The sequence below is a fragment of the Nocardia crassostreae genome (assembly GCF_001613405.1).
Lineage (GTDB): Bacteria > Actinomycetota > Actinomycetes > Mycobacteriales > Mycobacteriaceae > Nocardia > Nocardia crassostreae.
The window spans coordinates 17,069-29,772 of sequence record NZ_BDCH01000037.1 but is presented as its reverse complement, the minus strand read 5'-3'; the positions used below and the strand labels follow the sequence as shown (position 1 = coordinate 29,772).

Here is a 12,704-nt window from a genome sequence, read left to right as displayed (position 1 = left end):
CCCTTAAATTGAGGACGATGCAGGATTCTTCACCTGAAAACAGACCGTTCACCTGTAACACACCGGCGGACACGGGTTTTCACTCGCCGATCTTGCGAGATCCGTTTTGCAAGACTCAGAAACTCAGCGACCTCACCGCAACTTCGCATGCGATCCAATTACCCTGGCACACAAGGACAAATGGAATATTTCCCCAACCATCCGGTCTGTATTTATTTCCGCCCCACCCTAACCCGAAAAGAAAAGGTGCGGGGACCTTGTCCCCGCACCCTTCCCGTTATCGCCAGTCCTACTGCGGGTTCCGCCGATGGCGCGGCTGCCACACCACCAGTGCGGTGCTACGCGGGGCGGGAGTCAGGTCGGGGCGGTACCCCGACCGGAGTCTTTCCACCTCGGCGGTCAACTCCGCGACTCGGTGCTGCAGTTCCTCGACCTGATTGGTGAGTTCGATGATCCGTTTGATGCCCGCCAGATTGACGCCCTCGTCCTGGGACAGCCGCTGCACCTCGCGGAGCAGTTCCACATCCCGGTCCGAGTAGCGCCGCCCGCCGCCGGACGTACGCTGCGGCGAGACCAGGTCCAGGCGGTCATAGGTGCGCAGCGTCTGGGCGTGCATGCCCGCCAGCTGCGCGGCCACCGAGATCAGGAAGTACTGCGCCTCGGTCTTTTTCGGATCGGAACTCATCACGCACCTGCCCATCCAGCACGCGGATCGAAGCCACTTTCCTTCTCCGCCTCCGCATAACGCCGCAGCGTCTCGGTGGCATTGTCGTCCAGCTTCTGCGGAATCGCGACCTTCACCGTGACGAGCAGATCGCCCGCACCGCCGCCGCCGCGCTTGGGCACACCGCGCCCGCGCACCCGCAGCGTCCGACCGTCCGCGGTGCCCGGGGGCACCTTGACGCCGACGCGGCCGTCCAGCGTGGGCACCAAAACCGTTGTGCCCAGCACCAATTCGCTGTAGCTGACCGGCAGCACCAGGGTCAGGTCGTCGCCATTGCAGCCGAACACCTTGTCCTGGCTGACATGAACGGTGACGAACAGATCGCCCGGCGGCGCGCCGCGCAGGCCCGCCTCGCCCTGCCCGGCCAACCGGATCCGCTGCCCGTCGCGCACCCCCGGGGGAATGCGGACGGTAATGGTCCGGGTCCGATTCTGGATGCCGGTGCCGCGGCAGTCGGTGCACGGATCGTCGATAATGGATCCGGTGCCCCGGCAGTCGTCGCACGGCTCGCTGAATCCGAACGCGCCCTGATTGCGGCTGATCACGCCGGAACCATTGCAGTGCGGGCAGACTCGCGGACTGGTGCCCGGCTTGGCGCCACTGCCGTGGCAGGTGGTGCAGGCCGCCGGGCTGGTCATGCGCAGCGGGACCGTCACGCCCTGGGCAGCCTCGCGGAAGCCCAAGGTGGTCTCGGTCTCCACATCGCTGCCCCGCCGCGGGCGCGACGAGGTGCGGGTGCCGCCGCGATTGAACAGGCCGCCGAGAATATCGCCGAGACCGCCGTCCCCGGCGGTCGTGGTGGCGCCGCCGAAGATGTCGCCCAGGTTGAATTCACCGGAGAAGCCGCCGGGCTGGCCGTAGCCGCCGCCCGGCGAGAAGCCGCCGCGGCCGAAGCCGCCGCTCGCGAACAGGCGGCGGGCCTCGTCGTACTCCTTGCGCTTCTCCGGATCCGACAGCACGGCGTGCGCCTCGCTGACGGCCTTGAATCGCTCCTCCGCCTTGGCATCCCCCGGATTCTTGTCCGGATGCAGATCCCGGGCGAGCTTGCGGTAGGCCTTCTTGACCTCGTCCTGGGTGGCGCTGGAGGCAATGCCCAGCTCCTTGTAGAAGTCCTTCTCGAGCCACTCCCGATTCACCGGGCATCTCCTCCTCTCGAATTCCGCAGCGCCGCGGTCCCGTCGGGGACCGGCGGGGTGTTACTCGTTACCAGCGGCATCGGTGGCGGCGTTCGTCGTATCCGATGCGGTGCCGTTCAGATCCGCTACCCCATCGGTGACGCCGACCAGCGCGTGGCGTAGGACGCGGTCACCGAACTTGTAGCCCTTGCGCATGACCATGCCGATCACCGGATCGTGTCCGGAGCCCTCGTGCTGTACGGCCTCGTGCAGGGTCGGGTCGAAAGGCTCGCCCTCCGTGCCGAATTCCACGAGGCCCTGCTTCTGCAGGGCGGTGACCAGCTTGTCCGCGACCGACTTGAGCGGTCCGGTCTCCAGGTCGCCGTGCGCGCGGGCGCGGTAGAGATCGTCGAGGACACCGAGCAATTCGGTGACCACCGACGCCTTGGCCGTCTCGATGGTGGCCTGGCGGTCGCGCTCGACGCGGCGGCGGTAGTTGGCGTATTCGGCGGTCAGCCGCTGCAGGTCGGACGTGCGCTCGGCGAGTTCGGCGCTGATGGCGTCGGCGAGCGAATCCTCGCTCACGGCACTGTCATCCGCGGCCGAAGCCGCGGCAGACTGCTCCGCCGCGGCCTCGCCAACCTGACCCGCGAGCGGATCAACGACATCGTCGATGATGACCGGCTCTTCGTTCGGGTTCGGGTTCGTCACTTCTTCTCCGGCTCCTCGACGACCTCGGCGTCGACCACGGTGTCATCGGAATCCGGTGCGGCAGCGCCATTGCCCTGCGCAGCCGACTCCGCGCCCGCGGCCTCGTAGATGGCCTGGCCCAGCGCCTGCGATTCGGTCGCGAGCTTCTCCACCGCGGTCTTGATGACCGCGATATCGGTGCCCTTGAGCGCCTCGTTGGCCTCCGCGATGGCCGCCTCGACCTTGGTCTTGACCTCGGCCGGGACCTTGTCCTCGTTGTCCTTGATGAACTTCTCGGTCTGATGCGCCAGCGATTCGGCCTGGTTGCGGGTCTCCGCCTCCTCGCGCCGCGCCTTGTCCTCGGCCGCGTGCGCCTCGGCGTCCTTCACCATGCGGTCGATCTCCTCCTTGGACAGGCCGGAGCCGTCCTGGATCTTGATCGTGTTCTCCTTGCCGGTGCCCTTGTCCTTGGCGGTGACGTGCACGATGCCATTGGCGTCGATGTCGAAGGTGACCTCGATCTGCGGCACGCCGCGCGGGGCCGGCGGGATGCCGGTCAGCTCGAAGGAGCCGAGCAGCTTGTTGTGCGAGGCGATCTCGCGCTCGCCCTGGTAGACCTGGATCTGCACGGACGGCTGGTTGTCGTCGGCCGTGGTGAAGGTCTCCGAGCGCTTGGTCGGAATGGTGGTGTTGCGCTCGATGAGCTTGGTCATCACGCCGCCCTTGGTCTCGATGCCCAGCGACAGCGGGGTGACATCGAGCAGCAGGACGTCCTTGACCTCACCCTTGAGCACACCGGCCTGCAGGGCGGCGCCGATGGCGACGACCTCGTCCGGGTTCACGCCCTTGTTGGGCTCCTTGCCGCCGGTCAGTTCCTTGACCAGGTCGGAGACGGCGGGCATACGGGTGGAGCCGCCGACGAGCACCACGTGGTCGATATCGCCGACCGAGATGCCCGCGTCCTTGATGACGGACTGGAACGGCTTGCGGGTGCGGTCCAGCAGATCGGAGGTGATCTTCTGGAACTCGGCGCGGGTCAGCTGCTCGTCGAGGAACAGCGGGTTCTTGTCCGCGTCGACGGTGATGTAGGGCAGGTTGATCGAGGTCGACTGCGAGGACGACAGTTCGATCTTGGCCTTCTCGGCGGCCTCGCGCAGGCGCTGCATGGCCATCTTGTCCTTGGTCAGGTCGATGCCCGAGGTGCCCTTGAACTTGTCGACCAGCCACTGCACGATGCGCTCGTCCCAGTCGTCGCCACCGAGGTGGTTGTCACCGGAGGTGGCGCGAACCTCGACGACGCCCTCGCCGATCTCCAGCAGCGAGACGTCGAAGGTGCCGCCGCCGAGGTCGAAGACCAGGATGGTCTGTTCCTTGTCACCCTTGTCCAGGCCGTAGGCCAGCGCGGCCGCGGTGGGCTCGTTGACGATGCGGAGCACGTTCAGGCCCGCGATCTGCCCGGCCTCCTTGGTGGCCTGGCGCTGCGCGTCCTCGAAGTAGGCGGGGACGGTAATCACGGCGTCGGTGATCTCTTCACCCAGGTAGGCCTCGGCATCGCGCTTCAGCTTCATGAGCGTGCGCGCGGAGATCTCCTGCGGGGTGTACTTCTTGCCGTCGATCTCGACCGACCAGTCCTCGCCCATATGGCGCTTGACGGACCGAATGGTGCGGTCGACATTGGTGACGGCCTGGTTCTTGGCGGGCTGACCGACGAGCACCTCACCGTTCTTCGCGAATGCGACAACGGATGGCGTGGTGCGCGATCCTTCCGAGTTGGCGACGACGACCGGCTCACCGCCTTCGAGAACAGCGATGACCGAGTTCGTGGTCCCGAGGTCGATACCGACCGCACGAGCCATGGTGATTCCTCCTGGTTGACGTACTTACACAGTCCTCAGCAACTAACAACTGAGCGTGGTCGGCTCAATCCTGCCTCCGGTTCGCCCGGAGTGCAACCTGAACTTGAGTCGAACTCGCTCAACCTTGTCTGATCAGCTCCAACGGGCGATGCACGTCGCCTATTCCCCAGGCGCTCGAAAATTTTCTCGAGCCGACCCGACGCAAGAATCGGCGGGGGTCACTCCGCGGCGGGGTGGACCGTCAGCGGCTCGCCCGCGAGGGTCGTCTCCAGATGGCCGTAGCGGCGGCCGTCGTCGGCGGCGTGGGCGTAGATGGTGACCGTCGGATCGGTGACCGACGAATTGGGATCGGCGATATTCGCGCCCGGCGCGCGATCGATGATGATGTGGGTGATCTCGCCGTCCGGCAGACGCAGTGTCCGCAGCGCTCCGGCAATGAGGCGCGACAGCTTCGCGATATCGATGGCCCCCAGATCGAGCGGGGTCGCGGAATCGTCGCGGGAGGTGCTGTCGATCCGGAAACCCTTGGCGTTGTAGTAGATGTCCTCGGCCCGCCCGGGATCGGCGGTGGGGCGCTCGGCCAGCACATCGTCCGGGTACAGGCTCACCTCGTCGGCCATCAGATCCCCGTACCGATCCCGGTAGGCCGCAAGGAAACTCGCCAGGCCCGCGCCGGTGGTGGGATCGGGCAGCGGCGGCTCCGCGGCGGTCGTGCGGGCCACACAGCCGCCCAGCGCCCCGAGCAGCGCGGCCACGGTGATCAATGCCCCGGCGGCCTGCCAGCGCCACGACGGCTTGCGCTTGTCCACCCGCACCACCGGTGCGTCGGCCAGATTGGCGGGGATCTGCAGATCGTGGATCAGCCGATCGATATCGCCGAAGGTCTTGGCGCGCATGGCCTTCACCGTCCGCTGCGCATGCTCGGAGTCCGTCAGCTCGCCCTCGGACCTGGCAGCGTCGAGCAGTGCGCAGGCGTCCACGCGATCGGCATCGCGGGCTCGCAACTTACCGTGGCGTCGATTCTCGGCCATACCCGCGCCTAACCCTCGAACGGCCAACTGCGCACGACGACGCCCGCCGGGGTGGCATAGAGGTGACCGTATTCCTGAAACTTGTTGCTCACGTATACCGAGACGAGCGGACCGGAACCCTCGTCCGCGAAAACCGGGTCCGGTTCGAAGCTGAGATGGCTGATCTCGCCGCCGTCCACCCGCAACAGCGTGGGCGCCTCGGCGAGCAGTCTGCCCAGGGCGGCCACATCCACGGCGGCGAGATCGAAGGCGGCGGTGGTCGTTTCCCGCGTGGCGATCGAGTTCGACTGCTCGAATCCGCCCCGATACCGGTACTCCACCTTCCGATTGGGCTGACCGGACACCGCGCGGGTCAGGCTCGCATGCTCGTCGAACAGATCCAGCGCATCGACCAGCGTGTCGCAGAACTTGGCCCGATACACCTCGCGGAAATGTGTAATCCCTTCCGCCGTCAGCAAGTTCGGCGTCGGCACCACCAGTGGTTCGACCACGCCGAGGTCGACCACGGGCGCACCCGCCGGTCGCGCCGCGGGCCGGTCCACCCACACGAACATGCCGACCGCCGCCGCGAACCACGGCCGCTTGCGCACCCGCGGCGGCTGCGGCGCTTCGGGTGCGTCCGCCGCGCGTTGCAGATCCGCCGTCAGCTCGGCCAGTTCCCCCAAAGTCCGTGTGCCTTCGGCCAATTCGACCATTGCCCGATGGTCGTCGGCCGACAACTGTCCATCGCCGTGCGCCGCGTCCAATGCCGCGCAGGTTGCGGCCCGATCCTTGTCCCGGGCCCGCACATGCCCCGGGTACGCGCCCGCGCTCCGCCGTACCCGCGCGCGTTTCGCATCCGGCAGCCGCAGATCCGCCGTCCCCGCCGACTGCTGCAGATCCCCCACCAACTCGCGCAGCTCCCCCAGGGTCTGCGCCCGCCCGGCCGCCTCCGACCGCTGGTGATATTCGTCGGCGGTGAGCTGCCCCTCCTCATAGGCGGCATCGAGACGCCCGCGCACATTGACCCGATCGATATCCCGCGCCCGCACCCGTCCGGCCGCGCGCGCCTCCCCCGACCCCCCCGGCCGAACTCGCACTCACGCCCGAATCGTAGATCCGCACCGCCGCGGCCGCCCGGCGAAATCCGACATCTGCGGCAACTGGATCTTCCCGGTGCGGGGGATCGCTCAATGGGCAGCCGCCAGCACCTCCGCGGCGAGGTCGTGGTCCAGGGTGACGCGCACCAGGGCGGCGGCGAGGTCGGCGGTGTGACCTTCCGGAGCCAGGGCGGCCAGAGCCTGTGGATCGGTGGGGAGGTTCAGCTCGGCGGCCCCTTGCAGGGCGCGTTCGTCGAAGTGCGGGCGGATCCAGGTCCAGGTGTCCTGGACCTCGCGCAGGAAGATATCGGCGCCCACCGGGCCGATGCCCTGGAATTCCTGGAGCAGCCGGGCCAGGCGGCTGGGTCGCCGGTCCGCCGCGGCCGCCAATCGACGCAGGTCACCGTGGTATTCGTCCAGGAGGAAGGCGACATTGGCGCCCAGGCGGGTGGCGGTGGATTCGTCGTAGCGGCGGTAGCGGGCACGGTCCAGGACATCGACCAGTTCCTGCCATTCGGCATCGGCGACCCGGTGGGTGGTGTTGTAACCGCTGCCGATCAGCTCCCGGGCGGCGGCCACCGCGATATCGGCGGAGATCCGGGTGCTGAGCAGCTGGGCGAGGATGAGCAGCTGGTACAGGGGGGCGGGTTTGTCGGCCAGTTTGATACCGGCTTCCCGGGCGTAACTGGTTCCGGCTCGGTCGAGCAGCGCGCGGACGATATCTGGTGAATGCATGGTGCACCTGCCGGGGGTTCATTCCAGCAGCGGAAACCTGCCGGATCGAATGAGACCCGCTATGGCCTCCATTTTCGCTCGAGGCGCGGCGTAGTCGGGATGCGCGCCGATGACGGCGGCCGCATCGTGCAGGCGGACCATCTGGCGTTCGGCCGCTTCGACGCTGCGTCCGCCCGAGGTCACCGGATGACCGGCGAAGGCCGGGCGGCGCGGGTCCACCCGGCCGAGTTCGACGGCCTTCTCCACCCGGCGCGAGCATTTGCAGAACGCCTGCGGATCGGCCAGGCCGCAGGTCTTGGTCAGGAAGTTCCCGAGGCGTTTCTTACCGCGCTCCAAGCGCTTTCGATAGGCGGCCAGGGTGACATCGGCGATCCACGCCGCCTCGGTGGAGCTGAGTTCGAACACATCGGAGAGCACGAAGGCCACGCGTTCCTCGCGCGCCAGGCATTGCAGCATGGCCTGGCTGCAGTTGAGCCGCACCTCGTGGGTGAGCAGCGTGGATTCGGGCCCGCGGTAGTCCGCTTCCACCAGACCGTCTTTCAAACCCTCGCTGAATTCGTCCAGACTGAGCTGCCGCGACTCCTGCGGGGTCCGCCGGTTCAGGTTGATGAGGTAGTTGACGCCGATCCGGTACGCCCAGGTGAGCAGCTTCGCCTCACCCCGCCAGGTATCGAGCTTGCCGACCGCGCGCAGCAGGATCTCCTGGGTGGCATCCTCGGCGTCGGCGGGCCGCCACACCATGCGCAGGGACAGCCGGTAGATGGGATCCTGCAGCTGCCGCACGATTTCGCCGACGGCGGCGGAATCCCCGGCGACGGCTCGCGCGACCAGTTCCCGTTCGGCGCTGTCCGGGCCGCGGTCGTCGTCCGCTTCGATCTCCATTTCGCCAGCCTCGATGCGGCGGGCTCGCCTCGCAAGCCCTGAATTCGAGTGCACCCGTGAAAAAGGGATCGCGGGGCGAAACAGGTGTCTCACCCCGCGATCGGCCCTGCCACGGCGATTTCAGGCTACCGCGCCCGCGGCGGTGAGCGCGTGCGCGCGCATCCACTCCGCGACGGCGGAGCCGATGGCATCGGGCTGGTCCTCGGGGCTGTGGTGCCCGGCCGGTCCGATATTCACGACCTCGGTGGCGGCGAAGGTCCGTGCGGCCCAGTCGATCACCTCCGGGGAGCCGAGCCCGACGCCGTGCTCGACGGCCATGAGCAGCTTGGGGATCCGCGGCGACTCGGCCATCCAGCGCCCGTAGTTCTCGACAATGGCGACCACATCAGCCGGTTCGCCGCCGAGCGGGAATTCGCGCGGCCACACCAGCATGGGCTTGCGGGATTCCGGCGTGGGGTACGGCTTGCGGTAGGCGTCGAGCGCTTCCAGCGACAGGCTGCGCGTGGAGGCGGGGAGGTTGAACTCGATGAACATGTTCTTCTCCAGCACCATCTCCTCGCCCTCGGGGGAACGGAAGCGCCGGAACAGTTCCGCGCCCTGCGGCGGCATATCCGACCATTCCAGCGGCCGCAGGAAGGTCTCGACGATCGCGATGCCGCGCACCCGCTCGGGATGCCGTGCCGCCCAGTGCATGCCGAGCGCCCCGCCCCAGTCGTGGCCGACGATGATCACCCGATCCAGGCCGAGGGCGTCGAACCAGGCGTCGAGGTAGCGGGCGTGATCGACGAAGCGGTAGTCGCCGTCCGGCTTACCCGAGTCACCCATACCGATGAGATCCGGTGCCAGCACCCGGGTTTCACCGCTGACATGCGGAATCACATTGCGCCAGATGTAGGACGAGGTGGGGTTGCCGTGCAGGAAGACGACGGGGATATCGCCGCTGCCGGTGTCGGAGTAGTTGATGAACGAGTCGAGGATCTCGATGGTGGGCATGGTGTCCGTCCTTCCGGGTGACTTGCTTACACCTGGTTGGACACACCGAATCCCTAGCTGTGACTCGGCTGTTCAGTGACGCTCGTCACATGGCGGCGGGCCCTGCCGTTCGGCGGTCAGGCCGGGATGAATGCCCGGCGTGAGCCCGTTGCCGACGGCGGCCCGCTGCAGCAGCTCGACCAGTTGCGCTCGTTCGGCCGGTTCGAGCGGCGCGAGCAGTTCCGCGTCCAGCCCGGTGACAAGTTCCTCCGCCCGATCGAGGACCTCGTCGGCGGCGGGCAGCAGGTGCACGGCGTGCGCGCGGCGGTCGGTCGGATGCTTGCGCCGCTCGACGAGTCCGCGCTTCTCCAGGTCGTCCACCAGCCCGACCATCACATTGCGATGGATGCCGAGCGCCTCGCACAACTGCTGCTGGGACAGCCCGTCGTTCGCCTTGAGAATCCGCAGCGCACCGAACTGCGGCGGCTTGATGCCCAGCGGCGACAGCAGGTCGGTGAAGCGGTAGACCGTATGACTTCCCAACTGCCCGAACAGGAATGCGGCGTGTTGGAAGAGCGGCGGATGACTGGCGGCGGCATCGGTCACCCCCGCAGCCTATCTGAAGGCACCATTCATGATTTCCCTATTGCATGATAATCACTTCATGTGCATAGTTTGATTCGTCGCCCACCCGCACCGAATCGAAGAGAGATCGCCGTGGACACCGACACCGAACCCACCACACTCGACCCCCGCCGCTGGATCGCCTTCGCCGTCGTCCTGGCCGCCGGGTTCATGGACCTGCTCGACGTCACCATCGTCAATGTGGCGATACCGAGCATTCAGAACGATCTGAAAGCCGAGTATTCGCAGATCGAATGGATCATCGCCGCCTATGTCCTGGCCTTCGCGGCGGTTCTGATCACCGGCGGCCGCCTCGGCGACATCTACGGCCGCAAGCGGTTGTTCCTGCTCGGCATGGCCGGATTCACCCTGGCGTCCGCCGCCTGTGGGCTGAGCACCGATCCAGCCGTGCTCATCGCCGCCCGCTTCGCGCAGGGCGCCATGGCCGGGCTCATGGTGCCGCAGATTCTCGCCATCATCCGGGTCACCTTCCCGAAAACCGAGCGCGCCAAGGCAATCGCCATCTACAGCGGTGTCGGCGGCTCCGCCTCCGCGGTCGGCCTGGCGCTGGGCGGGCTGCTGGTGCAGTGGGATCTGTTCGATCTGGGCTGGCGGCCGATCTTCCTGGTGAATATCCCGGTCGGCATTCTCGGGCTCGTCGCCGCGGCCGTGGTGATGCGGGATTCGCGGTCCCCGAATCCGCCGCGACTGGACATCATCGGTATGGCGCTGGCCGTCTCCGCGGTGCTGCTGCTGGTGTACCCGCTCACCGAGGGTCGCCGATTGGATTGGCCCGTCTGGACTTTCGTCATGATCGCGGCCTCGCTGGCGGTCTTCGCGGTCTTCGGGGTGTACGAGCGGTGGCGGGCCCGCACCATCGGCTCCCCGCTGGTCGATATCGATCTGTTCTGTTCCCGGCCCTTCACCGTGGGCTTGGCGAGCTGGCTGCTGTTCTGGATCGGCTTCGGCGGGTTCTTCCTGGTCTGGAGCCTGTTCATGCAGGCGGGCCTGGGCTGGACACCCATGCGCGCCGGATTGACCTCGGTGCTTTTCGCGGTCGGCGCGGGCATCGGCGCCGGAGTCTCGGTGAGTGTGCTCGCCCCCGAAGTTCGGCCGCCGGGTACTGCTGGGCGGCGGACTGGTGACCATGGCCGGTTTCGGGCTGTACGGCTGGCTGGCGGCGCGCTACAAATCCGAGCTCAGCTCTTGGCAGATGGTCGTGCCGCTCATCGTGACCGGTATCGGCTTCGGATTCATTGTGGCGCCGACCATCGACATGCTGCTCGGCCAGATTCCGGAACGCGAGGCCGGGGCGGCGTCCGGGCTGCTCAATACCGGGCAGCAACTGGGCATGGCGCTCGGCGTGGCCCTGGTCGGCATCGTGTTCTTCACGCAGCTCGATCAGGATTCCGGGCGCGGCGTGGACTCGGTGGCCGCGCAGACGCGGGCCGAGCTGGCGGCGGCCGGGCTGCCCGCGCCGGTGCAGGACGAGATTCTCGCCAACTTCCGTGCCTGCGTGCGAGATCGGTCCGCCGAGGTGGATCCGTCGGTGGTTCCCGCGAGCTGCGAAACCGGCGGCGGCGATCCGGCCCTCGCCCGCACGCTCTCCGATGCGGGCGTGGCGGCCAATGCCGTGAACTTCGCGCACACCTTCGATTTCACGCTGAAGTGGGGCATCGCCCTGATGGCGCTCACGTGCCTGGGCTTCCTCGCGCTGCCCCGGGACGCCCGCTTCGAACCGCACGAGGCCGAACTCGCCGATGCGGAGTCCCAGCTGGTCTGACTCCGGCAGAATCCAGTCTCGACACCGTCTTTCGACAGGAGCGAGTCATGCGCGCAGTCACGTGTACCAAGGGCGAATTCCAGGTGGAGGAGCTGCCGGCCCTCACCCCGGGCCCGGGCCAAGTGCTGGTCAACGTGCTGCGCTGCGGTATCTGCGGATCCGATCTGCATGCCCGCCGCCACTGCGACGAACTCGCCGACCTGGCCGCCGCCACCGGCTACGACCACTTCATGCGCTCGGATCAGAGCGTGGTCATGGGCCACGAATTCGTCGGCGAGGTGGTCGATTACGGGCCGAGCACGCGCCGCCGCTGGACCTCCGGCACCCAGCTGGTGGCGCTGCCCATCGTCCGCACCGGCCGTCAGCCGCACCTGACCGGATTGTCCGCGGCGGCCTCCGGCGGCTATGCCGAACAGGTCCTGGTGCAGGAGTCCATGGCCTTCGCCGTCCCCAACGGCCTCGCCACCGATCACGCCGCGCTGACCGAGCCCATGGCGGTGGCCTGGCATGCGATTCGCAAGGCGCGGGTCGACAGGAACCGGCCCGCCTTCGTCATCGGTTGCGGCCCCATCGGTCTGGCGGTCGTCGCCATGCTGAAGGCGTCCGGCGTCCGCACCGTCATCGCCAGCGACCTCTCGCCCCGCCGCCGGGAACTGGCGGCGCGGTGCGGCGCCGACGTGGTGGTGGACCCGGTCACCGATTCACCGTGGACCGCGGCTCCGAAGAAGTCCCGTATCAATGGCGCCACCGATGTGCTCAACCTCGGCTTCGACGCCATGGAACGGTTGCGCCGCTTGCCCGGCATCCCCTGGTGGTATCTCTTCCGGGCGGCTCACGCCTTCAATCAAGGGCCTTCCGGCCCGGCCATTTTCGAATGCGTGGGCGTCCCCGGCATCATCGACCAGATCCTGGCCGCCGCCCCGCCCATGTCACGCGTGATCGTGGTGGGCGTGTGCATGCAGCCGGACACCTTCCGTCCAGCCCTGGCCATCAACAAGGAGATCGAACTCCGCTTCGTCTTCGGCTACGACCCGGGCGAATTCCGCGACACCCTGCATATGCTCGCCGACGGCAAGGTCGACCCGTCGCCGCTGATCACCGGGACCGTCGGCCTCGACGGCGTGGACGCCGCCTACTCCGCCCTGGCCTCGCCCGAGCACCACGCCAAGATCCTCATCGATCCCCGCAGCGAGGTCACGGTCCCCTGAACCCG

Annotated in this window: 12 protein-coding genes and 1 pseudogene; 3 read left to right on the top strand and 10 right to left on the bottom strand. The window is 67.6% G+C overall.

Translation table 11 applies throughout. From position 1 onward, the window contains the following. Nucleotides 1-289 precede the first annotated feature (289 nt). From NC4_RS33375 to NC4_RS33330, 10 genes are all read right to left on the bottom strand, one after another. Nucleotides 290-685 (bottom strand): heat shock protein transcriptional repressor HspR, encoded by a 396-nt coding sequence (locus tag NC4_RS33375; protein WP_067546730.1) that lies wholly within the window; start codon nt 683-685, stop codon nt 290-292. Further along, nucleotides 685-1,860 (bottom strand): molecular chaperone DnaJ, encoded by a 1,176-nt coding sequence (gene dnaJ, locus NC4_RS33370; RefSeq protein WP_067546727.1) that lies wholly within the window; start codon nt 1,858-1,860, stop codon nt 685-687. Before dnaJ ends, NC4_RS33375 begins: the two co-directional genes overlap by 1 nt. Before the next feature lie 60 nt (nt 1,861-1,920). Beyond that, nucleotides 1,921-2,550 (bottom strand): nucleotide exchange factor GrpE, encoded by a 630-nt coding sequence (gene grpE, locus NC4_RS33365; protein WP_084530016.1) that lies wholly within the window; start codon nt 2,548-2,550, stop codon nt 1,921-1,923. Further along, on the bottom strand, nt 2,547-4,385 hold the full coding sequence (gene dnaK, locus NC4_RS33360) for a molecular chaperone DnaK (protein ID WP_067546724.1): 1,839 nt from the start codon (nt 4,383-4,385) through the stop codon (nt 2,547-2,549). The genes grpE and dnaK overlap by 4 nt, the downstream gene beginning before the upstream one ends. A 218-nt stretch (nt 4,386-4,603) precedes the next feature. Continuing rightward, nucleotides 4,604-5,416: a DUF1707 SHOCT-like domain-containing protein gene (locus NC4_RS33355; RefSeq protein WP_067546721.1), complete on the bottom strand. Its 813-nt coding sequence runs from the start codon at nt 5,414-5,416 to the stop codon at nt 4,604-4,606. Nucleotides 5,417-5,424: 8 nt separating this feature from the next. Next, nucleotides 5,425-6,495 carry a DUF1707 domain-containing protein gene (locus tag NC4_RS41240; RefSeq protein WP_084530015.1) on the bottom strand — a complete coding sequence of 357 codons (1,071 nt, stop codon included), beginning with the start codon at nt 6,493-6,495 and terminating at the stop codon, nt 5,425-5,427. A gap of 90 nt (nt 6,496-6,585) precedes the next feature. Next, the gene (locus NC4_RS33345; protein WP_067546717.1) at nt 6,586-7,230 is read right to left on the bottom strand and encodes an endonuclease; all 645 of its coding nucleotides are present in this window, start codon (nt 7,228-7,230) and stop codon (nt 6,586-6,588) included. Nucleotides 7,231-7,248: 18 nt separating this feature from the next. Next, nucleotides 7,249-8,112, bottom strand: a complete 864-nt coding sequence (locus NC4_RS33340; RefSeq protein WP_067546714.1) for an RNA polymerase sigma factor — start codon at nt 8,110-8,112, stop codon at nt 7,249-7,251. Nucleotides 8,113-8,232: 120 nt separating this feature from the next. Further along, entirely contained in the window at nt 8,233-9,105 is an 873-nt protein-coding gene (locus NC4_RS33335) for a haloalkane dehalogenase (protein ID WP_067546711.1), read from the bottom strand. A gap of 72 nt (nt 9,106-9,177) precedes the next feature. Continuing rightward, nucleotides 9,178-9,690, bottom strand: a complete 513-nt coding sequence (locus NC4_RS33330; RefSeq protein WP_067546708.1) for a MarR family winged helix-turn-helix transcriptional regulator — start codon at nt 9,688-9,690, stop codon at nt 9,178-9,180. Nucleotides 9,691-9,879: 189 nt separating this feature from the next. Between NC4_RS33330 and NC4_RS43555 the strand changes: the two are divergent. The 3 genes and pseudogenes from NC4_RS43555 to NC4_RS33320 all read left to right on the top strand — a co-directional run. Further along, nucleotides 9,880-10,731 (top strand): annotated as a pseudogene (locus NC4_RS43555) (MFS transporter); the annotation flags it as partial. 124 nt (nt 10,732-10,855) lie between these two features. Beyond that, the gene (locus NC4_RS43550) at nt 10,856-11,491 is read left to right on the top strand and encodes an MFS transporter (protein WP_245722110.1); all 636 of its coding nucleotides are present in this window, start codon (nt 10,856-10,858) and stop codon (nt 11,489-11,491) included. A 47-nt stretch (nt 11,492-11,538) separates the two neighbouring features. Beyond that, a complete protein-coding gene (locus tag NC4_RS33320) occupies nt 11,539-12,699 on the top strand; it encodes a zinc-binding dehydrogenase (protein WP_067546705.1) in 1,161 nt (386 codons plus the stop codon). Nucleotides 12,700-12,704: the final 5 nt, after the last annotated feature.